Source organism: Achromobacter sp. ACM05 (genome assembly GCF_019218915.1).
Classification (GTDB): domain Bacteria; phylum Pseudomonadota; class Gammaproteobacteria; order Burkholderiales; family Burkholderiaceae_B; genus Achromobacter; species Achromobacter animicus.
This window is the reverse complement of sequence record NZ_JAHUWQ010000001.1, coordinates 49,466-71,496: the sequence shown is the minus strand read 5'-3', so window position 1 is coordinate 71,496 and position 22,031 is coordinate 49,466. Positions and strand designations below refer to the sequence as shown.

Here is a 22,031-nt window from a genome sequence, read left to right as displayed (position 1 = left end):
GCAGGCGCCGCCGCGCTCAGCCATCGCGAATGGCGATGCCCCGCTGAAGAATCGCGATTTGTGCCACGCCGGCGGACCTCGGAAGATAGCTCATCAAGCCCATGGACCGCCCGCCGCGCGGGCGCGAGGAGAGAGAGACGTGAGCCTTCCAAGCCGAGTGCAGATCGTGGAGGTGGGACTGCGGGACGGACTGCAAAGCGAGCCCGAGTTCGTGCCCACCGAGACCAAGGCTGCCATCCTGAATGAACTGATTGCCGCCGGCGTGCGGCACATCGAGGCAACCTCGTTCGTGTCGCCCCGGGCGGTGCCGCAGATGCGCGACGCCGCAGAGTTGCTGGCGCTGGCGGACAAGCGGCCGGGCGTCGTGTTGAGCGCGCTGGCGCCGAACCCGCGCGGCGTTGAACGTGCGCTGGCATCGCGTGCCGATGAAGTCGTGGTGTTCCTGTCGGCCAGCGAAAGCCACAACAGAAAGAACCTGAACCGGTCCGTGGAGCAATCGCTGCGCGACATCGAGGATGTGGCGGCGCTGTTGCAGGAGCATCCCATGCGGCGCAAGGGCGCCATCGCGGTCGCCTTCGGTTGTCCGTTTGAAGGCGATGTCGATATCGCCACGTTGAAGACCATCGTGGCCGAGTTTGCCCGTCTGGATTTCGACGCCGTCACGCTCGGCGACACGACGGGCATGGCGACGCCGCGGCTCGTGCGCAAGACGGTGGACGCGCTGCGCGCCGCGTTTCCGGCCATGGATTTTTCGCTGCACTTTCACAACACGCGCGGCCTCGGGCTGGTGAATGTGGTCGAGGGGCTGCACGCCGGCATCACGTCCTTTGAATCGTCGCTGGGCGGCTTGGGCGGCTGTCCGTTCGCGCCCGGGGCGACGGGAAATGTCTGCACCGAGGACACGGTCAACCTGCTGCACGAGATGGACATCGAGACGGGCATCGACCTGGCGGCGCTGATCCAGGCGTCGCGGCATCTTGAGCAGGTGATGAAGCGCCCGTTGTCAGGGCAGGTGATGAAGGCCGGGCCGCGTCTTGCCTTGCACGATTACGACGGCGCCGTGGCCGCCGTTGGCTGATTTCCGCAACCCTGGATTCAAAAGAACCCATGCCTTTATCCGGATTCCGCATTCTGGACCTGACCCGCATCATCTCGGGTCCGTTCTGCACCTCTCTGCTTGCCGACATGGGCGCAGAGGTCATCAAGATCGAGACGCCGGGCGAAGGCGACCCGGTGCGCGCCCAGGGCGTGATACGCGACGGCCTGAGCTGGTACTTCGCCAACTACAACCGCAACAAGAAATCCGTCACGCTCGACCTTTACAGCGAGGAAGGCAAGGCCGTGCTGCGGCGCCTGATCGCCGAATGCGACGTCATCGTCGAGAACTACCGTCCCGGCGTAATGCAGAAGATGGGGCTGGGCGACGAGGCGCTCAAGGCGCTCAAGCCCGACATCATTCATTGCAGCATCAACGGCTTTGGTACGACCGGGCCCTATCGTGACCGGCCGGCGTTCGATTTCATCGCGCAGGCGATGAGCGGGTTCATGAGCCTGAATGGCGCGGAAAGTCAGCCGCCCATGCGCGCGGGCCCCCCCATCAGCGATCTGGTGGCCGGCATGAATGGCGCGCTCGGCATCGTGGCGGCATTGCTGCGCCGCGAGCGCACCGGCCAGGGGGACAGCGTCAGCGTGAGCCTCCTGGGCAGCATGATCGGCCTCTTGAGCTTTCAGGCGTCGAACTATTTTGCCGACGGCCGGCTGCCGGCGCGCACGGGCAACGATCACGGCATCGCGTCGCCCTACGGGCTGTTCGAGACGGCCGACGGGCAGGTCGCAATCGCGCCCAGCAACGACGTCGTCTATCACAAGCTGCTGGACGCGTTGGAGCTATCGGAGTTGCGCGCCGATCCCCGTTTTGCGACGAACGCCGATCGCATGCGCAATCGTGGCGCCATCACCGAGGCCATCCAGACGCGCACGCGCCAGCACACCAGCGCCCACTGGATCGAACGCCTGAACCGGTTTGGCGTGCCGTGCGGTCAGGTGCTGAACCTTCAGGAAGTGTTCGAGGATCCTCAGGTGCAGGACCAGCGCATGGCCATCGACGTGCCGCATGGCGACCATGGCGATGTGCGGATGCTGGGCTTCCCGATCAAGTTTGCGCAGGCCGAAGCCCGGCCCGTGCAAGCCGCGCCCGCGCTGGGCGCGGATACTCGCGATGTGCTGCTGCGATTCGGATTCGCGCAGGACGACATCCGCGGTTTGCAGGAACGCGGCGTCATCTGAACACGCCGCGGCAGGACCACCAAGGCGACACAGCCTGCCCATAAAGCAATAACGACGGAGACAAACGACATGCTACGCAACCTTCTGCTTTCAGCTTGCGTGCTGGGCGTCGCGGCAGGCGCCCATGCCCAGGAGTCCTACCCGAATCAACCCATCCGCATCATCGTGCCGTTCACGCCGGGCGGCGGCACGGACTTCCTGTCCCGCACGGTGAGCGCCAAGCTGGGCGAGACGACCAAATGGAACGTGGTGGCCGAGAACCGGCCGGGCGCCGGAGGCACCATCGGCATCGGCGCGGCCGCGCGCGCCAAGCCGGACGGCTATGAAATCGTCATGGGGCAGGTCGACAACCTGGCGGTGGCGCCTTCCATCTACAGCAAGCTTTCCTACGACCCGATCAAGGACTTTGCGCCGATTGGCATCGTGGGCGAAGCACCCCTGGTCATCGTGGCGGGCAAATCCAGTCCCTACCAGACCTTGCAGGCGCTGATCGAAGCGGCCCGCAAGGCGCCGGGGGCCGTCAACTACGGGTCGCCGGGCGCCGGCACCATCACGCACCTGGCTGCCGAACTGCTCCAGCAGCGCGCGGACGTCAAGCTGGTCCACGTGCCGTACAAGGGGTCGGGGCCCGCCATGGCGGATCTGCTGGGCGGGCAGGTGCCGGTGATCTTCACGTCCATCCCGTCGGCGGCGCCGCAGCTCAAAGCCGGAAGCGCGGTCGCGCTGGCCGTCACCTCGCCGCAGCGCAGCCCGGCGCTGCCCGACGTGCCGACCGTGGCGGAACTGGGTTATCCCGGCTTTGACGTACGGGTCTGGTATGGCTTGCTGGCGCCCGCCAAGACGCCCAAGCCCATCATCCAGACGCTGAACACGGAGCTCAACAAGGTGCTGGCATTGCCGGCGATGCAGGAGGCCCTGGCGGCTCAGGGCGCGCAGGCCATGCCCACGACGCCGGAACAGTTCGCGGAGACCATCAAGCAGGACTACCAGAAGTGGAAGCCTGTGATCGAGGGTGCGAAGGTGAAGCTGGACTGAGGGTATCGCCGGCTTTGCGCCGGCGATACCTATGCGCGGAACACCGTGCGCGTCACGTCTTGGGTGTGTCGTACGACGTATCCAGCACGTCGTCTTCCGGCGTGATGACACCCGGCTCCCCGGGTTCCGCAATGGCGCGGCCACGCCGCGGCATGCCTGCGACGACGTTGCTTTCATCCGGCATGGGCAGGGTCTCGGTGCCCTTGCGCGGGTCTGTCGGGGGCTTTTGTTCGTCCGCACCCTTGGACGCAGTGGTGGGATCGGGGGTGGTTTTCAGCATGGCGATTGCTCCGACTGCGCGCGAGGCCAGGATGGCGACGCGCCTGGACATTGGTCCATCTTAGAACCCCCATCCCGGTGAGGCAGCGTTCTGGATGTCACGATTGCAAGGGGCTGTTGCAGGACGAGGCCATCAAAACTTGCCACACTGCGTCCTTATAATCTCGAGTTTCGCGCCGCCATTTTCTGCCGACCGCCCATTCTCGATATCCCCACGCCCACCTTGACCGAATCCGTCGAACGCTCCGTCCATGCTGAACTCGTTGCCGTGCTGGTTGCGGTGACCAACGGCGAGCCGCGGGTGCTGACGACGGACGATGCCAGGGCGTTGCCGGCCGGGCCGTTCGAGTTGTCGCACCGGTCGCTGCAGGCCGGCCTGCGAGATTGGGTCGAGGCGCAGACGCATCATCCGTTGGGGTATGTCGAGCAGCTGTATACCTTTGCGGACGGCGATCGCTCGGATGAGTCCGGCGGGCGGGTCATCTCGGTCAGCTACCTGGGCCTCACGCGCGAAGCGGGCGAGACGGGCGTTGCGCAAGTCGGCTGGCAGGACTGGTATCGCTACTTTCCGTGGGAAGACCGCCGCGCGGGCACGCCGGCGCTCGTCGAGGAGGTGATCGTGCCGCGGCTCACCGCGTGGTGCGAAGGCAGCGCGGACGCATCGGTCCGCGCGCGCCGCCAGCAGCGCGCGGCGATCACCTTTGGACTGGATGGCGCGGCGTGGAATGAGGACATGGTGCTGCAGCGCTACGAACTGTTGTTCGAAGCCGGGCTGGTGCCCGAGGCGGTGCGGCGCACCGGCGAAACCGCGGTGGTGCCCGGACAGCCGATGCGCCACGACCACCGGCGCATCCTGGCCACCGGCATTGCGAGGCTGCGCGCCAAGATCAAGTACCGCCCGGTGGTGTTTGAACTGATGCCGGACGAGTTCACGCTGTTGCAGCTGCAGATGGCGGTCGAGGCGCTGGCGGGGCGTGGGTTGCACAAGCAGAACTTCCGCCGCTTCATCGAACAGCAGGATCTGGTCGAAGAGACCGGCGCCATGGCGACCGGCACCGCCGGCCGGCCCGCCAAACTGTTCCGGTTCCGGCGCGACGTGCTGTTGGAGCGGGCCATTGCAGGCAGCAAGCTGCCGGTGTCGCGCATCGTTTGATGCTTGACAAGGCTTATACTCATAATTAGCATAAGTGGTGCGCAATTCTTGCGCGCCTTTTTTTACCCTACAAATACTCAAAATGAGCATTAAAGCCGCAAAGCCCCTCGCAGCCGATCGCCTTCCCGTTCCGCCGCTGCCGGACGTCATGCTGGAGCCGCTCGTGCGGGCGGCGTTGCTGGAGGACCTGGGCCGCGCTGGCGACCTGACGACCGACGCCATCGTGCCGGCCGATGCCACGGCCGAAACGCGGCTCGTGGCGCGGCAGGAGGGCGTGTTGGCGGGATTGGATCTGGCCCGGCTGGCGTTCCGCACGATGGACCCAAACCTAGCATTTACGGTGTCGCGCCGCGATGGCAGCGATCTCGAGCCCGGGATGGAAATCGCGCGCATTCAGGGCAATGCGCGCGCGATGCTTAGCGCGGAGCGGGTGGCGCTCAATTTTCTGTGTCACCTGAGCGGCGTGGCGACAGCCACGGCGTCGATCGCCCGGGCCATCTCGGATTTCGGCGCGCGTGTCACGTGCACGCGCAAGACCATGCCGGGGCTGCGGGCGGTGCAGAAGTACGCGGTGCGCGTGGGCGGCGGCAGCAATCACCGTCATGGGCTGGACGACGCGGTGCTCATCAAGGACAACCACATTGCGCTGGCCGGCAGCGTGGCGACCGCCGTCGAACGGGCGCGCGCCGGCGTGGGCCACATGGTGAAGATCGAGCTGGAAGTGGACACGCTGGAGCAGCTTGAAGTGGCGCTGTCGCTGGGCGTGGACGTGGTGCTGCTGGACAACATGAGCCTGGATGACCTGCGTCGCGCCGTCGCGATGGCGCGGGGCCGGGCGATTACGGAAGCCTCGGGCCGGATCACGCCCGAAACCGCGGCGGCCGTGGCCGCTACCGGCGTGGACCAGATCGCCGTGGGGTGGCTGACGCACAGCGCCAAGGTGCTGGACATTGGTCTGGACGCCTGACTTTTCATTGGTCCCGAACATGAAACGCCTGCTGCTTTCGTCTCTTACGTTTGTTGCTCTGTCGCTGACGGCCTGCGGTAATCCGCCCTCGGGCGAGGCGCCGGGCGATGCGTCGTATCCGTCGCATCCCATCACGATCGTCGTGACGTTTCCGCCCGGCGGCGGGACCGATCTGCTTGCACGCCGCATCGGCGCCAGTCTGCAGGAGTCGTTGGGGCAGCCGGTGGTGGTGGAGAACCGGCCGGGCGCCAGCGGCAACATCGGTGCCCGGATCGTGGCCGAGTCGCCGCCGGACGGCTACACGCTGCTGATGGTGAACAGCTCGTTTGCGATCAACCCGGGCGTCTATCGCAATCTGGGCTTCTCGCCGAAGCGGGATTTTGCGGCGGTCATCAATGTGGCTTTCGTGCCCTCGGTGTTTGTCGTGCCGGCGGCGTCCCCTTTGCGCAATCTTGATGACGTGATCGTGGCCGCCGTGCCGGACAAGCCGCTGGCGTTTGCGACGTGCGGCAACGGCACACCGCAGCATCTGGCGGGCGAGATGCTGTCGCGCAAGACGGGCGCGGTGATGCAGCAGGTGCCGTACAAGGGATGCGGCCCGGCGCTGACCGACGTGATGGCGGGGCAGGTGGGCGTGGGGTTAGTGACGGCTTCCAGCGCGGCGCCGTTGATCGCCGCGGGCAAGCTGCGCGCGCTGGCCGTGACGTCGCCCGCGCGGTCACCGCTCATGCCCACCGTGCCGACGGTGGCCGAGCAGGGCGTGTCAGGCTATGCGCTGGATCAGTGGCACGGGCTGTTGACCCCGGCGGCGACGCCGCCCGCAGTGGTCGACAAGCTGAATGCGGCGGTGGGGAAGATCGTGCGGCGGCCGGATGTGCAGGCCGCACTGCGTGAGCAGGGCTTTACGCCTGCCAGCAGCTCGCCGCAAGAATTTCAGCAGATGATCGGCGCGGACATCGACCGCTATACGGCGCTGACCGAGGCGATTGGATTGCGGGCGGATTGAACGGCAAAGCGGCCGATCCGGCGCGTGATGCGCGGAATCGGCCGCGGAGGGGGCTGGAACTACGGTTGCAGCGTCAGCCGCTGTTATCAGACAGCCGCTTTGGCGTGCTGCTCCAATTGCTCCTTCAGGCCCGGTTCCAGCTTGAGCTGACGCGCCAGCTCATCCAGGTACGCGCGCTCCATGTAGCTTTCCTCGTCCACGACGAGCAGGCTGGCCAGGTACATTTCCGCCGCCATTTCGGGCGTCTTGGCTGACTGGGCGATCACGCTGGGATCCAGCGGGCGGGACAGCTCGGCTTCCAGCCAGCGGCGGTCCTGGGCGTCGGATGACAGCTTGGCCAGTTCCGTTTCCAGCAGGGTTTTTTCCTCGGGGCCGATATGGCCGTCGGCCTTGGCCGCGCCGATCATGGCGGTGAGGACGGCGTTGCTGTGCTGTTCGGCCTCGGGGGCGGGCAGGCGGTCCAGCGTCTGGGGCGGGGCAGTGGGCGCGCCCGCCTGCTTGCGCTGCCAGTCGCCGTAGGCGCGATAGGCCAATGCGCCCAGCGCGGCCATGCCGCCGTACATGGCGACCTTGCCGCCGATCTTGCGGGCCTTCTTGCTGCCCATCAAGAGGCCGAGGGCGCCTGCGCCCAGGGCGCCGCCGCCCAAGCCGGAAAGCAGGGACGATCCCTTGCCGCCGGTGGCGTTCTGCACGCGGTTTGTGGTGTCGGAAAGCAGCCCTTGTCCGGACTGCAACAGTTGATCAAGTAATTGCCGGGCGCTCATGCGGCCTCCTGTAAAACGGTCGGTCAGGGATATCGGACCGTGGCCGTCGCAGGAAGTTCAGCTAACCGTCAGGCGGTTGATCCGGCCCCGGAAGGCTGCGGCAAGTGCTACAACCGTCCTTGTCGCCGGCCGACCGGCCGCCCCATGCAGGCGCAGCCAGATCATCCAGGGCTGTCCCTGGTAGTCCCAACACAGGAGAACCGATCCATGAGCATCCGCGTGCGCCAGAATGCGCCCCAGTCCCTGCAATTCACCGCAACGGCCGAAGGCCACGACCTGCCGCTGGACATGCCCAAGCCGCAAGGCGAGGGGCCGGATCCGCATGATTACTTCGATACCGCGCTGGGCGGCTGCAAGGCGATGACGCTGATGGTCTACGCGCAGCGCAAGGGCCTGCCGCTGGAATCGGTGGGGGTGGAAGTGGTGCGCGATGCCAGCGAGGAACGCCGTGGCATCTACCGTCTGACCGCCAAGCTGACGCTGCATGGCGAGTTGTCCGATGCGCAGATCGACGAATTGCTGGCCGTGGCCGAGAAGTGCCCGATCCACAAGCTGATGACGGCGGTGGACGTGCAGGTGTCCACGCTGATCGTGCGGCCGGACTGAGAAACCGGAAATCTGAGAAGGGGCCGGAGAAACCGGCCCCGTTCGGCAATGCGGGGCGCCAGGCCCCGTCCCAAACAGGTCTTACTCTTCCATGCCCGGAACGATGGTCGAGAAGCCGCCGTCCACGTGGGTGATCTCGCCGGTCACGCCGGCAGCCAGGTCCGACAGCATGAAGGCCGCGACGTTGCCGACGTCTTCGATGGTGATGTTGCGGCGCAGGGGGGACTGGTTTTCCACGAACTTCAGGATGGCCGAGAAGTCCTTGATGCCGCTGGCGGCCAGGGTCTTGATCGGGCCGGCGGAGATGCCGTTGGCACGGATGCCGCGCGGGCCCAGCGCCGTGGCCAGGTAGCGCACGCTGGCTTCAAGCGACGCCTTGGCCAGACCCATCGTGTTGTAGTTGGGAACCACGCGCTCGGCGCCCAGGTACGTCAGCGTCAGTACGGAACCGTTGCGGCCTTCCATCAGGGGCAGCGCGGCCTTGGCCATGGCGGCAAAGCTGTAGGCCGAGATGTCGTGGGCGATGCGAAAGCCTTCGCGCGACAGGCCGTCCAGGAAGTTGCCGGCAATGGCTTCACGCGGGGCGAAGCCAATGGAGTGGACCAGGCCGTCCAGGCCGTCCCAGTGCTTGCCCAGTTCGGCGAAGGCGCCGTCGATCTGGCTGTCTTCGGCCACGTCGCAGGGCAGCACGATGTTGCTGCCGAACTCGGCGGCGAATTCGCTGACGCGGTCCTTGAAGCGGTCGCCCACGTAGGTGAACGCCAGTTCGGCGCCTTGCTGATGACAGGCGCGCGCGATGCCGTAGGCGATGGAACGGTTGGAAAGCACCCCGGTGACCAGGATGCGCTTGCCGGCGAGAAAGCCCATAGATGTGTCCTTGAAATTTTTCCCTTCTGGAGGCCGCCTATTTTAGGGAATTTGGCGGTCCAGCGGGCGAGACGGCGCGGCCCCCTTGCGGGGTGCCGCGCCGGGGTGTCGCGCCGGCGTGTCGCGCCGAGTGTGCGGCGATTGTGGCGGGGGTTACCCGCGCGCGTTTGTGCCCGGCACGCGAAGCTGCGTGCCGATCTTCAGGGCACTGCCCTTGATGTTGTTGAGCGCACGCAGCGCGTCGACCGTGGTGCCGTATTGCTTGGCCAGCGAGAACAGGGTGTCGCCCTGGCGGACCTTGTGGCTGCGGACGTTGGGGCGGGCGCTGGAAACGCGGGCGGCGGGTGCCTGCGTGGTGCGGCCACGCGGGGCGGCGGCCTTGTTGTCCTGCGGCGCCGCGTCCAGCGCGCCGACCGGCGGGGCCAGCGATGCGATCTGCACGCCGCCCGTGCCGGGGTCGCCCGGCACCAGCAGCGCCTGGCCGTTCGCGGATTTCTGGCGGCGGCTGATGTCGTTGGTCTCGCGCAGAGAAGCCTCGGACACGCCAAAGCGCTTGGCGATGGCCGCGTAGGACTCGCCGCGCCGGGAGTGGTAGACCTTCCAGGCGGACAGGTCGCCCTTGTAGTTGGTGAGGTTGGCGTTGAAGATTTCGACGCGGTCGGCCGGCAGCAGCAGGGTGGGGCCATGGTCGCCGCGGATGACCGGGCGGTTGAAGGACGGGTTCAGGGCCTTGAATTCGTCCAGCGGCATTTCGGCCAGCTTGGCGGCGATTTCAAGGTCGATGTCGCTGTTCTTCTGCACCGTCACGAAGTACGGCGTGTTGCCCACGGGCGGCAGGGCCACGGCATAGCGCTGCGGATCCGCAATGATGTTCTTGATGGCCTGCAGCTTGGGCACGTAGTTGCGGGTCTCGTCCGGCATGTTCAGCGACAGGTAGTCGGTGTTCTGGCCGGCGGCCTCGTTCTTGGCCATGGCGCGCTGCACCGAGCCTTCGCCCCAGTTGTACGAGGCCAGGGCGAGGTACCAGTCGCCCTGCATTTCAAACAGCTTTTCCAGGTAGTCCAGGGCCGCGTTGGTCGAGGCGATGGGATCGCGGCGCTCGTCGCGCCACCAGTCCTGCTTCAGGTTGAAATGCTGGCCCGTGGCCGGCACGAACTGCCACAGGCCCGAAGCCTGCGCGCGGGACAGCGCCGTCGGGTTGTACGCGCTTTCCACGAAGGGCAGCAGCGCCAGCTCGGTCGGCAGACCGCGGCGGTTGATCTCGTCGACGATGAAATACAGGTATTTGCCTGCGCGTTCCGCCATGCGCTGCACGGCCTCGGGGTGGGACGCGTAGTAGTCGGTCCACTGCTTGGAGAGGTCGGTATTCAGGTTGGGGATCGCGAAACCGCGGCGGATGCGGTCCCAGGCGTCGGCCGGCGGGTTGGTCAGGTCGATCGTGCGGGAAGTGTCCCGGGCGATGTATCGGCCTTGGGAATTGGTGGTGAGGTTCTTGCTATCGGGGGCTTTGGTTCCTGCGCAACCGGCGAGGACTGCCAGCATGAGCGGCAGAAGGAGTCGGGATAGATTCATCAGGTGGTCACTTGAAATCGTTCTTCCATTCACGAAGGGAGGCAAAAACCTCTACCGGCGTTTGCTGGTGGCGTCCGGCCCAGCTTGCGGCGGCCTGGACGACGTCGGGCTGCTGCGTGCGCAAGAACGGATTGGTCGCGCGTTCCTGGCCGATGGTCGAAGGAAGCGTGGGGTGACCATCAGCGCGTAATTGCTGGGCCCGCAGTTGCCACGTTTGCAGGTCGCGGTTGGCCGGTTCGACGGCCGATGCCCAGCGAAGGTTCGCTAGAGTGTACTCGTGTGCGCAAAAAACTTTTGTATCCGGCGGTAAAGCGGAAAATTTTTCCAAGGAATCAAACATTTGCGCTGGGGTGCCTTCGAAAAGCCGGCCACAGCCCCCCGCGAAAAGCGTGTCGCCACAGAACAGCGCGTGCTCGACGCCGGCCGCGCGGCCGGCATAGGCGATGTGCCCGGCGGTGTGGCCCGGGACGTCAAGCACAGTCAGGTCCAGGTCCAGTTCCGGCAGCGTCACGCGGTCGCCTTCGGCCAGACGGACGTCGCAGCGCGGCAGCTTTTCGCGCGCCGGACCATATACGGTGATGCCCTCGATGCGGGACAATTCGAGCACGCCGCCCACATGGTCGCTATGGTGGTGCGTGAGTAGAATGGCGCGCAGCTTCAAGCCATGCTGATCCAGGAACTGCAACACGGGGCCGGTTTCGCCGGGGTCCACGACAGCCGCCAGGCCGTCCTGGACGATTGCCCAGATGTAGTTGTCGGAAAAGGCTGGCAAAGGCAAGACCGCGGCGTTGCGTTCGCGGCCGCCTGCGGGGGCGGTCAAGGCTTGCATGGGATTCGAAGGAAAAAACGTGGCAGAAGAAACTCCGCCGATTGTAGAACTGGCCGAATGGTTCCAGACGCCGCCGGGCCAGTACGTGCTGGCCTGGGAACGGGCCCAGTTCGACGCGGCCGTCGCGGATGTCTTCGGATATTACGCCTGGCAGGTCGGCCTTGCCGACCTGAACCTGTTGCGGGCGAACCGGATGCCGTTCAAGGGCTATGTGGGCACCGAGACCCCTGCGCCGGAAAATATGCCCGGCTGGCAGTCGCGCGTGGTCGTCGCAGAGCCCGAGGCCCTGCCGTTCGAATCGCAAAGCGTCGATCTCCTGATCCTGCCGCACACCTTCGAACTCACGCCCGATCCCCACAACGTGCTGCGCGAAGTCGAGCGCGTGCTGGTGCCCGAGGGGCGGGTGGTCATTTCGGGGTTCAATCCCTGGAGCATGTGGGGCGCGCGCACCCGCATGCCCGGCATGGAGCCCTGGCTGCCGCAGCCGCCGTCGTCCCAGGTGTCGCTGGTGCGGCTCAAGGACTGGTTCAAGCTGCTGTCGCTGGAGGTCGATGAAAGCCAGTTCGGCTGCTACGCGCCGGCCTGCCGCAGCGAAAAATGGCTGCAGCGCTGGGGCTTCCTGGAATCCGCCGGCGCCCGCTGGTGGAGCCTGGGCGGGGCGGTCTACATGGTCTCGGCGGTCAAGCGCGTGACCGGCATGCGTATCATCGGGCCTGCCTGGAAGACCAAACCCAAGCGCGCACGCGCGGCGTCGGTGGTGGTCAACCGCCAGGCGGACGACGGCTTCGACCCCTCCTGAACGGCCGGGCCGGCCTCACATTGCAAGAACAAGGACACGCACGCAGCACCATGCAGGACAACAAAGCGAACGATCAGAAAGTGGAAATGTGGACCGACGGCGCCTGCAAGGGCAATCCGGGTCCCGGCGGCTGGGGCGTGTTGATGCGCGCCGGCGCGCACGAAAAGACGCTGCATGGCGGCGAACTCCAGACCACCAACAACCGGATGGAACTGCTGGCGGTCATTGAAGGCCTGCGCGCCCTCAAGCGTCCGTGCGTCGTCACCATCCACACCGACTCGCAATACGTCATGAAGGGCATGACCGAGTGGCTGGCCAACTGGAAACGGCGCGGCTGGATCACCGCCGAGAAAAAGCCGGTCAAGAATGCCGAGCTCTGGCAGGCGCTGGATGAGCAGGTGCAGCGGCACACGGTGTCGTGGCGCTGGGTTCGCGGTCACGCGGGCGACCCCGGCAACGAGCGCGCCGACCAACTTGCCAACATGGGCGTCGACGTCGCGCGCCGCGCCTGACCGGAATCGGCTGCCCCGCCGGCATCCGGAAATACCCTCAAATCGGCCCACTAGGGCAGATTTAGTTCTTTCATCGCGCTTCAGGATTGTTCCAGTATGTAAATCCGGGTGCTAAAGTGCCTTCCCTTCCTCCAGTTCCTGCGGCGACGTCCGAGTGGGGCATGCCCGGTCCGCGCCGCAACACCGCCACTTTCGCGCATGAAAAAAGCTGTACTGCTGGCCGCCGTCGCGGCAGGGTTGGCCGCGGGGGCCGCGCTCGGCGTGTTTGTGCCGCGCTGGCTGGCGCCGTCCGCCGCTCCCGCCCCGGTCACCACCAAATCTCAAGCCGCGCCCGCCGCGCCGTCCCGCGTGGCCGTGGCCGCCGTCCAGGAAATCCCCTTTGCACGCGGCCTGTCCGCAGTGGGCAGCCTGCGTTCCGATGAGTCCGTCGTCCTGCGCCCCGAAGTGGCCGGGCGCATCCAGGCCATTGATTTCAAGGAAGGCCAGCCCGTCAAGCAGGGTCAGTTGCTCATCCGCCTGGACGATTCGGTGCCGCGCGCTGAACTTGCGCAGGCGCGCGCGAACCTTACGCTGGCGCAAAGCCATTACCGCCGCGCCGTCGAGCTGCAGGGCAAGGGTTTCGTCAGCCAGCAGGCGCGCGACGAGTCGGCCAGCACGCTGAAGGTGCAAGAGGCCGCCGTGGCGCTGGCCCAGGCGCGGCTCGACAAGATGACGATTACCGCGCCGTTCGCGGGCATCGTCGGCCTGCGCAGCGTGTCGGTGGGCGACTACGTGAATCAGGGGCAGGACCTGGCGCCGCTCGAGGCGATCGATCCGCTCAAAGTGGATTTCCGCGTGCCCGAGATGTACTTGAGCAAGGTGCGGGTCGGCCAGCAACTGACGCTGCGCCTGGACGCCTTGCCCGGCCAGGAGCGCCGGGGACTCGTCTACGCGGTCAGCCCGCTGGTCGACGCGGGCGGCCGGTCGATCCTGCTGCGCGCCACCGTGGCCAACCAGGACGGTGTGCTGCGCCCCGGCATGTTCGCGCGGGTGCAACTGCTGTTCAACGAGGACAAGGCGCTGGTCGCGCCCGAGGCCGCGCTATCGCCGTCGGGCGAAACGCAGTACGTTTACCGGGTCGAGAACGGCGTGGCGCATCGGCGCGAAGTGACCATCGGTGAGCGCCGCGAGGGCCGTGTCGAGATCCTGACCGGCGTCGCCCTGAACGACCAGCTGGTGGTCTCGGGCCTGCAGCGCGTGACCGATGGCGCGCCCGTGACCATCGTGGGCAACGGCCAATAGCCGGCCCCTTACCCTTTCAGCGATAGCGCCATGCGTATCTCGGAAACCTGTATCAAGCGCCCGGTGTTCGCGTCGGTCCTGTCGCTGATCATCGTGCTGATCGGCCTGATCTCGTATTCGCGCCTGACGGTGCGCGAATACCCCAAGATCGACGAACCCATCGTGTCGGTCGACACCACGTACAAGGGCGCCTCACCCGAGGTGATCGAATCGCAGGTGACCAAGCCGCTGGAAGACCAGCTGGCCGGCATCGAAGGCGTCAACGTGATGACCTCGCGCAGCCGGTCAGAGCGCAGCCAGATCAACATCAAGTTCAACCTGACGCGCGACCCGGACGCCGCGGCGGCCGAAGTCCGCGACAAGGTTTCGCGCGCGCGGCGCTTTCTGCCGGATGAGATCGACGAGCCCATCATCGGCAAGGTCGAGGCGGATTCCCAGCCCATCATCTACATCGCGGTGGAATCCGGATCGTTCTCGGCCATCCAGACGTCCGACTACATCAACCGCTATATCAAGACCCGTCTGTCGGTGCTGCCGGGGGCGGCCGAGGTGCGCGTCTTTGGCGAGCGGCTGCCGTCCATGCGCATCTACGTCGACCGCGACAAGCTGGCCGCGTACGGCCTGACGGTGCAGGACGTCGAGGCCGCGCTGCGCAGCCAGAACGTGGAAATTCCGGCGGGGCGCATTGAATCGCGCGCGCGGGAATTCTCGGTGGTGTCCGCGACCGACCTGCAGACGCCGGCCCAGTTTGAAGACGTGATCGTCGCCAACGTGAAGGGCTATCCGGTGCGGATGCGAGACGTGGCCAAGGTCGAGATCGCGGCAGCCAATGACCGCATCCTGTCCCGCTTCAATGGCAAGCCCGCCATCAACATCGGCGTCACGCGGCAGTCCACCGCCAACCCGCTGGAACTGTCCAAGGCGGCGCGCCAGGAAGTCGCCCGGTTGAACGAGACCCTGCCGGCCGGCATGAAGCTGAATATCGCGTACGACTCGTCCGTGTTCATCGAGCGGTCGATCGATTCCGTGTTCCACACCATCATCGAGGCCATCGTGCTGGTGGTGCTGGTGATCTTCTTCTTCCTGCGCAACCTGCGCGCCAGCATCATTCCCATCGTCACCATCCCGGTGTCGCTGGTGGGCGCGTGTGCGCTGATGTACCTGTTCGGCTTTTCCATCAACACGCTGACCCTGCTGGCCATGGTGCTGGCGATCGGCCTGGTGGTGGACGACGCGATCGTGGTCCTGGAGAACATCTACCGCCACATCGAGGACGGGATGCCACGCAAGGAAGCGGCGCTGCGCGGCTCCAAGGAAATCGGCTTTGCGGTGGTCGCCATGACCATGACGCTGGTCACCGTGTATGCGCCGCTGGCGTTCGCCACGGGGCGTACCGGCCGGCTGTTCATTGAATTTGCGCTGGCGCTGGCCGGCGCGGTGCTGGTGTCGGGCTTCGTGGCGCTGACGCTCACGCCCATGATGTGTTCCGTGCTGTTGCGGCACGAGACCAGCCATAGCCGCTGGTACAACCTGATCGAAGGCTGGCTGAACGGCATGAGCAACGGCTATCGCCGCATGCTGGGCGCGTCGCTGCGGCATCGTTGGATCGTCGTGGTGATCGGCCTGGCCGTGGCCGCGGGCAGCGGCGTGCTGTTCAAGGTGGTCAAGAGCGAGCTGGCGCCGGTCGAGGACCGCGGCGTGGTGTTCGGCATCGTGAACGCGCCCGAGGGCGCGACCCTGAACTACACGCTGGACAGCATGCTGGGCATCGAGAAGTTCTATGCCGACATTCCGGAAGCCAGCGGCAGCCAGGTCACGGTGGGCTTTCCCACGGTCACGGACGGCACGGCGATCCTGCGCTTGAAGCCCTGGGAAGAACGCGAGCGCAAGCAGCAGACCATCACGCAGCAGTTGCAGCCGCAGTTCGCGTCGCTGCCGGGCGTGCGCGCCTTTCCCACCAATCCGCCATCGCTGGGCCAGTCGGCCCGATCCAAACCGGTGGAGTTCATCATCATGAGCCAGGCCTCGTACGAAGAGCTGTCGCGGCTGACCCAGATTTTCCTGACCGAGCTGCGCAAGTATCCCGGCCTGCTGAACCTGGACACCGATCTGCGCCTGAACACCCCGGAGCTTCGCGTGCGTGTGGACCGAGACAAGATGGCCGACGTGGGCGCCAACGTGGACGTCGTGGGCCGCACGCTGGAATCGATGCTGGGCGGCCGCCAGGTCACCCGCTACAAGGACGAAGGCGAGCAGTACGACGTGATCGTGCAGGTCACGCCGCGCGACCGCGCCAATCCCACCGACATTTCAGGCATCTATGTGCGCGCGCGCGACGGCAGCATGGTCCAGTTGGACAACCTGCTGGGCGTGCACGAAGGCGTGTCGCCGCAGTCGCTCAACCACTTCAACCGCCTGCGCGCCGTGAAGATCGACGCGGCTGTCGCGCCCGGCTATGCGCTGGGCGAAGTGCTGGAACACATGCACCAGGTGGCGCGCGAGGTCCTGCCGAACACGATCATCACGGACCTGGACGGCCAGTCGCGCGAGTTCCGCGATTCGTCGGGCAGCATCTATCTGGTGTTCGCGATGGCGCTGGCGTTCATTTATCTGGTGCTGGCCGCGCAGTTCGAAAGCTGGCGCAATCCGTTCATCATCATGCTGTCGGTACCGCTGTCCATGACGGGCGCATTGCTGGCGCTGTGGCTGACGGGCGGCACGCTGTCCATCTACAGCCAGATCGGGCTTATTACATTGGTCGGCCTGATCACCAAGCACGGCATCCTGATCGTGGAATTCACGAATCAGTTGCGCGACGAGGGCAGGGAGCTGTTCGAGGCCGTGGTCGAAGCCAGCGTGCTGCGCCTGCGGCCCATTTTGATGACGACGGGCGCCATGGTGCTGGGTACCGTCCCCCTGGCGCTGTCCACGGGCGCGGGCGCGGAATCGCGGCAGCAGATCGGCTGGGTTCTGGTCGGCGGGCTGTTGCTGGGTACACTACTGACCTTGTTCGTCGTGCCGGTGGCCTACACGCTGATTGCCACCGCACGCAAGAAGGCAGGCGAGTCCGGCAGCGAAGCGCATCAATCGCACACGCCGCCAGCCTCGCAGCCTCAAGCATCGGAATAAACCCTTCGGAATAGACCCGTCGGAATCGACGGGTCGGAATCGTTATGCGCCAGATCATCTTTGACACTGAAACCACCGGACTGGACCCTGCACAGGGTCATCGCATCGTCGAAATCGGCTGCGTGGAGCTCGTCAACCGGATGGCCACGGGCAACAATCTGCACATCTATCTGAATCCGGACCGCGACAGCGATCCCGAGGCACTCGCGGTGCACGGGCTGACCACCGAGTTCCTGTCGGACAAGCCGCGCTTTTCCGAGGTCGCGGACGAATTCGTCAAGTTCATCCAGGGCGCCGAGCTGATCGCGCACAACGCCGCGTTCGACGTGAAGTTCTTCAACGCCGAGCTTGCCAAGACCGGCCGCGGTCCCATCACCGAGTTCTGCGAGACCGTCACCGACTCGCTGCTGCATGCCCGGTCGCTGTTCCCCGGCAAGCGCAACTCGCTGGACGCGCTGTGCGACCGCTTCGGCATCTCGAACGCGCACCGTACGCTGCACGGCGCATTGCTCGACTCGCAGCTTCTGGCCGAAGTCTGGCTGGCGATGACGCGCGGCCAGGACGCGCTGTTGATCGACGTGGACGACAATGCGGGCACCGGCAGCGATGGCCTGGTGCTGGCCAAGTTCGACGCATCGGGGCTGCCGGTGCTGTACGCCAACGCCGAAGAGCTGGCCGAGCACGAAGCTTACGTGGCTGCGCTGGACAAGAGCGTGGGCGGCGAGAGCATCTGGCGCAAGCTCGATGCGCCTATGGCGGCGTCCGCCTGAAAGTTTTCCCGAGGCGACTTGCACACGTTCAAAAATTCGTGCTATTATTTCGCCTCTTTCGGGGTGGTTAGCTCAGTGGTAGAGCACTGCCTTCACACGGCAGGGGTCACTGGTTCGAACCCAGTACTACCCACCAAAGACCTTCTAGGGCTTCACAGCCTTTGAAGAGCCCCAAAAGACAACGCCCATGTCGTAGCAGTAATGCAGCAGTAATTAGCGATATCGGTTTTGTTCTTCGGGCAGTCAGTATTTCGGGCAGTAATGCTCAAGCAAAAAGCCAACCTTCATCGGTTGGCTTTTTTGTTTTCGATTCATTAATCTTCTTCTGATCTGTCGCAATCGGCCAGCTTTCGGTTGCGCCAAGCCTGTTCCACGCCTGTCTATCATCGATAAAACGGCGAATGACTGCCGAGCAAAACAGGAGAAGGCCATGGGTCCGCATACCAACACCATGCTCATCATCATTTGCACCGGCGTGGCGCTCATGTTGATCGGCTTCGGGTTTCGTGACCGCAATCTCGGCATGACCCTGATGGGCCTGGGCCTTGTCACCGCGATCGGCGCGATCATCTACAAGGCATACATCACCTTTTACTGACCGCTGATAACTGACCGCGGGCCCTGCCGGCGGTTTTCAGCTTTTCTGCGCCTGCTGGCGGGCCACCCGCGCGAGCAGCGTGTCGAGCTGGTTCGCGAACGCCTTGCGGTCGGACTGGCTGAACGACGACGGGCCGCCCGTGTCCACGCCGCTGGCGCGCAGTTCTTCCATCATGTCCCGCATCACCAGCCGTTCGCGGATGGTTTCCGGCGAATAGCGTTCGCCGCGGGGATTGAGCGCCATCGCGCCTTTTTCCAGCACCTGCGCAGCCAGCGGAATGTCGCCGGTGATGACCAGGTCGCCTTTTTCCGCCCGCTCCACGATATGCGCGTCGGCCACGTCAAAGCCGCGTGGCACCTGCACGGCCCGGATCAGCGGCGACGGCGGCGTGTAGAGCGCCTGGTTGGCCACCAGCGTCAGGGGCACCTGCCAGCGCTGCGCGGCGCGGAACAGGATGTCCTTGATGACGGCGGGGCAGGCGTCCGCGTCGACCCAGATGTGCATTGCGCTTACTTGCTCAGCGCTTTCTCAAGCGCCTCGGCCACGAGGTCGTTGGTCGACACGCCGCGTTCGGCGGCGGCGGCGCGCAGCTTGTCGGCCTGCGTCTGCGACAGCTTCAGCGGGAAGGGCACCAGACCGGCGGCCTGATCCAGCTTGCGCTGCTCGCGGCGGTCGGGCACTTGGGACGAGGCGCCAAAACGGTCGGGCGTCGCCGATTGCTTGAGTTGGCCGGCCAGCTTGAGGGCCTGGTTCTTTTGAAGATCGAATTTGTTCATCGGAATTCCTGATAGGGAGCGCCATCATAGACGCAACGCGCGTCAGCGCGGTTTGCCGTGCTCCAGTTGGGCGATACCTTCCTCGGCGCCGTCGTGCAGCGGCACGCTCAGGCCGAGCCGGGCGGTGGCCGCCGATACCTGCGAGCCCTGCGTCGAACCGGCCGCCAGCAGGTCCTGGCCGGCCTGGTAGACCGCGCGCACGACCACAAGCGCTTCGTCGCGCGTGAGGTCGGTGGTGGTCAGCATCAGCGCCGCCACGCCCACCGTGGGGATGCGTTCCTGCTGATTGGGATACGTGCCGGCCGCGATGTCCAGCGGCATCAGCACGCTGTCGCCGGCCGTGAGGGTTTTGATCGCCTCGGCATCGAGCGGCAGCAGCTTGAGCTGCGCGGGAATCAGCGCGTCGCGCAGCGGCGTGGCCGGCACGCCGATCACCTGGGCGGCGGCGTCGACCGCCCCGGATCGCAGCAGCGGCAGGGCGGCAACAAACGGGGTGTCGGACACTTGGTAATCGCGCCCGGCCTGCAGGCCATGCGCTGCCAGCACAGTTTGCAGGGTAGCGCGCACGGCTGACCCTTCGGGACCCAATGCGATCGTCTTGCCCTTCAGATCTCGCACGCCACGCAGAGCGGGATCGTCGCGCACGACGATGTGGACCATCTCCGGATACAGGCTGCCCAGCGCACGCAGGCCGGGAAACGGCCCCTGACCCGCGAAGGGACCCGTGCCCTCGTAGGCCATCTGCGCGGTATCGGCCTGCGCCAGGCCGACGACGGCGTCGCCGCTGCGCAGCAATGCGATGTTGTCGGCGCCGCCTCCGGTGATGAGCGGCGACACCCGGATCTGGCGCGCGCGCGCCACGTCGCTCAGGGCGCGCGAAAAGGCCAGGTACTCGCCGCGGTCCGGACCGCCGGCCAACGGATAACCCTGCTGGAGCCGGGAAAGCCGGCCATTGATGCGCGCGACCGAGCGTTCCAGCTCCTGCTGGACCACATGCTGGGCCGTGCTGGACGCGCTGTAGGTTACCGAGTGGGTGATCTGGTCGAGCGTGTCCAGCAGCTGGCGCGTGACGGGCGGCGGCGCCCCGGTATCCAGTGACGGCGCCTCGGCCGCCTTGAAGCCTGCGGGCGTCACCAGCTTCCACGCGCCGTCCGCTTCGCGGTAGATGGCGCTGGCGTGGGCAATGATGCGATCGCCGGCCTTGTTGCCGCCGGACTTCACGCCGCTGATGCTGCGCGGACCGGCGCCCAGCAACGTCACCAGCGACGCCGCGCCGGGCTGATCCCATGCGCCCAGCGAAATGTCGCGGGTCAGTTCCAGGTCGATGTCGTAGTACACGACGCGCCGGGTTTCGCCCGCCGGGGCGGTGCTGTCCGTGGCCGACCCCATGCGCTTGAGATCCGCGATGCGGAACAGGTCCTGCCCATAGGTCGCATCCAGGCTGCGCGTGACGTCCACGCGCAGGGCGTCCGCGTCGGGCGCGCGGCCGCACGCGGCCAGCACCGCGCACAGCAGGACCATCAAGAGTCTTTTGAACATGGCTACATCCCTCCCACGAACGGCAAGGAAATCAGCGAACTCAGGACGATCACGTTCAGGATGTCCACCAGGAAGGCGCCGGTGACGGGGACCACGATGAAGGCTTCCGGCGCCGGACCGTGGCGGCGCGTGAGCGCCTGCATGTTGGCGATGGCGGTGGCGGTGGCGCCCAGCGCGAAGCCGCAGAATGCCGCGGACATGATGGCGGCCTCGTAGTCGCGCTTGAGCAGCCGGAACACCACCCAGGCGGCATACAGCGCGCAGACCAGCGTCTGCACCGCCAGCATCAGCGCCAGCGGGCCGGCCAGACGCGCGACGCTGGACAGGTCCAGCGTCATCATCGTCATGCCCAGAAACAGCGATAGCGAGATCGTGCCGATGATGTCGGTGGCGCGATCGTCGAGCCGGATGCCCACCAGCGGCCCTGCATTGCGGATGAGTACCCCGGTCGCAAGGCACCACAGGAAGTTGGGCAGGCTGACCGGGGCATCTTCCACCAGCGCTGCCAGCATGCCGCCGACGACCAGGCAGACGAACGCGGCGGTCATGGACAGGATGAAGGTACCCGGGGTGGGCGGCTGATGCGTTTCATTCAGGTCGGCGGCCTGGTGGCCTTCGGCCGCGGTGTGGTCCAGGCTGCCCGACACTTTGTGGCGGCGCATGATCCATTCCGCCACGGGGCCGCCCACCACGCCGCCCAGCACCAGTCCCAGCGTCGCCGCCGTCATGGCCAGCGGCATGACGTCCTGGATGTTGTTGAAGTCGGCAAAGCGCGTCGCGTAGGCCGCGCCGGTGCCGTGACCGCCCACCAGCGTGATCGTGCCGCCCAGCAGACCCATGAGCGGATGCATGTCCAGCAGCCATGCCATGCCCAGCCCCACGGCGTTCTGCAGGACCAGAAACGGAATCAACGCGAGGAGAAAGGCGATGAGACGGGGCCCGCCGCGCGCCAGCAGCTTGAGGTTGGCGGTAAGCCCGATGCAGCCGAAGAACAGCAGCAGCAGCGTGGGCTTGATGCTGGTCTCCAGCGAGACGGCGACGCCGCCCCAGGTGGACAACAGATAGGCCAATACGGCGAACAGCAGGCCGCCTACGATGGGGTCCGGAATGCTGTAGCGCGCCAGGACGCCGATGCGCGTGGTCATGACCCGTCCGATGACGAGCACGAGGCAGCAGGCGAGGAGGGATTGGACGGGCGAAAGGGAGATCATATGAACCTTCGCGCCCCGCCGGGGCGCAGCAAGACTAGCTGTTCAAACCCGA

22 protein-coding genes and 1 tRNA gene are annotated in these 22,031 nt (G+C 66.0%); 14 read left to right on the top strand and 9 right to left on the bottom strand.

Annotated features, from left to right (window positions below; all coding sequences use genetic code 11):
• Window positions 1–139: 139 nt before the first annotated feature.
• From KW836_RS00385 to KW836_RS00375, 3 genes are all read left to right on the top strand, one after another.
• Complete coding sequence (locus tag KW836_RS00385) at window positions 140–1,078, top strand: hydroxymethylglutaryl-CoA lyase (RefSeq protein ID WP_218342159.1); 939 nt, start codon at window positions 140–142, stop codon at window positions 1,076–1,078.
• Between the two features lie 29 nt (window positions 1,079–1,107).
• Window positions 1,108–2,286 (top strand): CaiB/BaiF CoA-transferase family protein, encoded by a 1,179-nt coding sequence (locus tag KW836_RS00380; protein ID WP_218342158.1) that lies wholly within the window; start codon window positions 1,108–1,110, stop codon window positions 2,284–2,286.
• A 69-nt stretch (window positions 2,287–2,355) separates the two neighbouring features.
• Window positions 2,356–3,321: a tripartite tricarboxylate transporter substrate binding protein gene (locus KW836_RS00375; protein WP_175139102.1), complete on the top strand. Its 966-nt coding sequence runs from the start codon at window positions 2,356–2,358 to the stop codon at window positions 3,319–3,321.
• 52 nt (window positions 3,322–3,373) lie between these two features.
• Here KW836_RS00375 and KW836_RS00370 read toward each other — a convergent pair whose 3' ends face one another.
• Entirely contained in the window at window positions 3,374–3,601 is a 228-nt protein-coding gene (locus tag KW836_RS00370; RefSeq protein ID WP_175125437.1) for a hypothetical protein, read from the bottom strand.
• Between the two features lie 222 nt (window positions 3,602–3,823).
• On the opposite strand from KW836_RS00370, the gene KW836_RS00365 reads away from it, so the two are divergent.
• From KW836_RS00365 to KW836_RS00355, 3 genes are all read left to right on the top strand, one after another.
• A complete protein-coding gene (locus KW836_RS00365; protein ID WP_218342157.1) occupies window positions 3,824–4,753 on the top strand; it encodes a hypothetical protein in 930 nt (309 codons plus the stop codon).
• Window positions 4,754–4,835: 82 nt separating this feature from the next.
• Window positions 4,836–5,720 (top strand): carboxylating nicotinate-nucleotide diphosphorylase, encoded by an 885-nt coding sequence (nadC, locus tag KW836_RS00360; RefSeq protein ID WP_175125433.1) that lies wholly within the window; start codon window positions 4,836–4,838, stop codon window positions 5,718–5,720.
• Window positions 5,721–5,739: 19 nt separating this feature from the next.
• Window positions 5,740–6,726, top strand: a complete 987-nt coding sequence (locus tag KW836_RS00355) for a tripartite tricarboxylate transporter substrate binding protein (RefSeq protein ID WP_218342155.1) — start codon at window positions 5,740–5,742, stop codon at window positions 6,724–6,726.
• Between the two features lie 86 nt (window positions 6,727–6,812).
• On the opposite strand, the gene KW836_RS00350 is transcribed toward KW836_RS00355, so the two are convergent.
• The gene (locus KW836_RS00350; RefSeq protein WP_175139099.1) at window positions 6,813–7,490 is read right to left on the bottom strand and encodes a tellurite resistance TerB family protein; all 678 of its coding nucleotides are present in this window, start codon (window positions 7,488–7,490) and stop codon (window positions 6,813–6,815) included.
• A gap of 207 nt (window positions 7,491–7,697) precedes the next feature.
• Between KW836_RS00350 and KW836_RS00345 the strand changes: the two genes are divergently transcribed.
• Complete coding sequence (locus KW836_RS00345) at window positions 7,698–8,096, top strand: OsmC family protein (RefSeq protein ID WP_056327870.1); 399 nt, start codon at window positions 7,698–7,700, stop codon at window positions 8,094–8,096.
• 81 nt (window positions 8,097–8,177) lie between these two features.
• Here KW836_RS00345 and fabI read toward each other — a convergent pair whose 3' ends face one another.
• The 3 genes from fabI to gloB all read right to left on the bottom strand — a co-directional run bounded on the left by fabI (window position 8,178) and on the right by gloB (window position 11,364).
• Complete coding sequence (gene fabI / locus KW836_RS00340) at window positions 8,178–8,963, bottom strand: enoyl-ACP reductase FabI (RefSeq protein WP_175125419.1); 786 nt, start codon at window positions 8,961–8,963, stop codon at window positions 8,178–8,180.
• 153 nt (window positions 8,964–9,116) lie between these two features.
• The gene (locus KW836_RS00335; protein WP_175139097.1) at window positions 9,117–10,535 is read right to left on the bottom strand and encodes a transglycosylase SLT domain-containing protein; all 1,419 of its coding nucleotides are present in this window, start codon (window positions 10,533–10,535) and stop codon (window positions 9,117–9,119) included.
• A 7-nt stretch (window positions 10,536–10,542) separates the two neighbouring features.
• Window positions 10,543–11,364 (bottom strand): hydroxyacylglutathione hydrolase, encoded by an 822-nt coding sequence (gloB, locus tag KW836_RS00330; protein ID WP_218342153.1) that lies wholly within the window; start codon window positions 11,362–11,364, stop codon window positions 10,543–10,545.
• Between the two features lie 19 nt (window positions 11,365–11,383).
• Between gloB and KW836_RS00325 the strand changes: the two genes are divergently transcribed.
• From KW836_RS00325 to KW836_RS00295, 7 genes are all read left to right on the top strand, one after another.
• A complete protein-coding gene (locus KW836_RS00325) occupies window positions 11,384–12,163 on the top strand; it encodes a class I SAM-dependent methyltransferase (protein WP_175139096.1) in 780 nt (259 codons plus the stop codon).
• A gap of 50 nt (window positions 12,164–12,213) precedes the next feature.
• Window positions 12,214–12,675: a ribonuclease HI gene (gene rnhA, locus KW836_RS00320; protein WP_175139095.1), complete on the top strand. Its 462-nt coding sequence runs from the start codon at window positions 12,214–12,216 to the stop codon at window positions 12,673–12,675.
• Window positions 12,676–12,873: 198 nt separating this feature from the next.
• A complete protein-coding gene (locus KW836_RS00315) occupies window positions 12,874–13,956 on the top strand; it encodes an efflux RND transporter periplasmic adaptor subunit (RefSeq protein WP_175186377.1) in 1,083 nt (360 codons plus the stop codon).
• Between the two features lie 30 nt (window positions 13,957–13,986).
• Window positions 13,987–17,085, top strand: a complete 3,099-nt coding sequence (locus tag KW836_RS00310; RefSeq protein ID WP_218342152.1) for an efflux RND transporter permease subunit — start codon at window positions 13,987–13,989, stop codon at window positions 17,083–17,085.
• Window positions 17,086–17,129: 44 nt separating this feature from the next.
• Window positions 17,130–17,855, top strand: coding sequence for a DNA polymerase III subunit epsilon (dnaQ, locus tag KW836_RS00305; RefSeq protein WP_218342150.1), 726 nt, complete (start codon window positions 17,130–17,132; stop codon window positions 17,853–17,855).
• A gap of 61 nt (window positions 17,856–17,916) precedes the next feature.
• Window positions 17,917–17,991: transfer RNA gene (locus KW836_RS00300), tRNA-Val, on the top strand.
• Between the two features lie 294 nt (window positions 17,992–18,285).
• Window positions 18,286–18,453 carry a hypothetical protein gene (locus KW836_RS00295; RefSeq protein WP_175125403.1) on the top strand — a complete coding sequence of 56 codons (168 nt, stop codon included), beginning with the start codon at window positions 18,286–18,288 and terminating at the stop codon, window positions 18,451–18,453.
• A gap of 36 nt (window positions 18,454–18,489) precedes the next feature.
• On the opposite strand, the gene KW836_RS00290 is transcribed toward KW836_RS00295, so the two are convergent.
• From KW836_RS00290 to gltS, 4 genes are read right to left on the bottom strand one after another with little or no spacing between them, the layout of a single operon-like run.
• Window positions 18,490–18,957, bottom strand: coding sequence for a YaiI/YqxD family protein (locus KW836_RS00290; protein WP_218342148.1), 468 nt, complete (start codon window positions 18,955–18,957; stop codon window positions 18,490–18,492).
• A gap of 5 nt (window positions 18,958–18,962) precedes the next feature.
• The gene (locus KW836_RS00285) at window positions 18,963–19,229 is read right to left on the bottom strand and encodes a hypothetical protein (protein WP_218342146.1); all 267 of its coding nucleotides are present in this window, start codon (window positions 19,227–19,229) and stop codon (window positions 18,963–18,965) included.
• Window positions 19,230–19,271: 42 nt separating this feature from the next.
• The gene (locus KW836_RS00280; RefSeq protein ID WP_218342144.1) at window positions 19,272–20,768 is read right to left on the bottom strand and encodes a TAXI family TRAP transporter solute-binding subunit; all 1,497 of its coding nucleotides are present in this window, start codon (window positions 20,766–20,768) and stop codon (window positions 19,272–19,274) included.
• 2 nt (window positions 20,769–20,770) lie between these two features.
• Entirely contained in the window at window positions 20,771–21,979 is a 1,209-nt protein-coding gene (gene gltS, locus KW836_RS00275; RefSeq protein WP_175186380.1) for a sodium/glutamate symporter, read from the bottom strand.
• Window positions 21,980–22,031 lie beyond the last annotated feature (52 nt).

What these genes read in the sequence shown, in the direction of transcription:
- gltS (WP_175186380.1), bottom strand. Translation starts at nt 21,979, where the DNA reads ATGATCTCCCTTTCGCCCGTCCAATCCCTCCTCGCCTGCTGCCTCGTG.
- KW836_RS00375 (WP_175139102.1), top strand. Translation starts at nt 2,356, where the DNA reads ATGCTACGCAACCTTCTGCTTTCAGCTTGCGTGCTGGGCGTCGCGGCA.
- KW836_RS00370 (WP_175125437.1), bottom strand. Translation starts at nt 3,601, where the DNA reads ATGCTGAAAACCACCCCCGATCCCACCACTGCGTCCAAGGGTGCGGAC.
- KW836_RS00310 (WP_218342152.1), top strand. Translation starts at nt 13,987, where the DNA reads ATGCGTATCTCGGAAACCTGTATCAAGCGCCCGGTGTTCGCGTCGGTC.
- KW836_RS00295 (WP_175125403.1), top strand. Translation starts at nt 18,286, where the DNA reads ATGGGTCCGCATACCAACACCATGCTCATCATCATTTGCACCGGCGTG.
- gloB (WP_218342153.1), bottom strand. Translation starts at nt 11,364, where the DNA reads ATGCAAGCCTTGACCGCCCCCGCAGGCGGCCGCGAACGCAACGCCGCG.
- nadC (WP_175125433.1), top strand. Translation starts at nt 4,836, where the DNA reads ATGAGCATTAAAGCCGCAAAGCCCCTCGCAGCCGATCGCCTTCCCGTT.
- rnhA (WP_175139095.1), top strand. Translation starts at nt 12,214, where the DNA reads ATGCAGGACAACAAAGCGAACGATCAGAAAGTGGAAATGTGGACCGAC.
- KW836_RS00280 (WP_218342144.1), bottom strand. Translation starts at nt 20,768, where the DNA reads ATGTTCAAAAGACTCTTGATGGTCCTGCTGTGCGCGGTGCTGGCCGCG.
- KW836_RS00335 (WP_175139097.1), bottom strand. Translation starts at nt 10,535, where the DNA reads ATGAATCTATCCCGACTCCTTCTGCCGCTCATGCTGGCAGTCCTCGCC.
- KW836_RS00345 (WP_056327870.1), top strand. Translation starts at nt 7,698, where the DNA reads ATGAGCATCCGCGTGCGCCAGAATGCGCCCCAGTCCCTGCAATTCACC.
- KW836_RS00355 (WP_218342155.1), top strand. Translation starts at nt 5,740, where the DNA reads ATGAAACGCCTGCTGCTTTCGTCTCTTACGTTTGTTGCTCTGTCGCTG.
- dnaQ (WP_218342150.1), top strand. Translation starts at nt 17,130, where the DNA reads ATGCGCCAGATCATCTTTGACACTGAAACCACCGGACTGGACCCTGCA.
- KW836_RS00380 (WP_218342158.1), top strand. Translation starts at nt 1,108, where the DNA reads ATGCCTTTATCCGGATTCCGCATTCTGGACCTGACCCGCATCATCTCG.
- KW836_RS00315 (WP_175186377.1), top strand. Translation starts at nt 12,874, where the DNA reads ATGAAAAAAGCTGTACTGCTGGCCGCCGTCGCGGCAGGGTTGGCCGCG.
- fabI (WP_175125419.1), bottom strand. Translation starts at nt 8,963, where the DNA reads ATGGGCTTTCTCGCCGGCAAGCGCATCCTGGTCACCGGGGTGCTTTCC.
- KW836_RS00350 (WP_175139099.1), bottom strand. Translation starts at nt 7,490, where the DNA reads ATGAGCGCCCGGCAATTACTTGATCAACTGTTGCAGTCCGGACAAGGG.
- KW836_RS00290 (WP_218342148.1), bottom strand. Translation starts at nt 18,957, where the DNA reads ATGCACATCTGGGTCGACGCGGACGCCTGCCCCGCCGTCATCAAGGAC.
- KW836_RS00285 (WP_218342146.1), bottom strand. Translation starts at nt 19,229, where the DNA reads ATGAACAAATTCGATCTTCAAAAGAACCAGGCCCTCAAGCTGGCCGGC.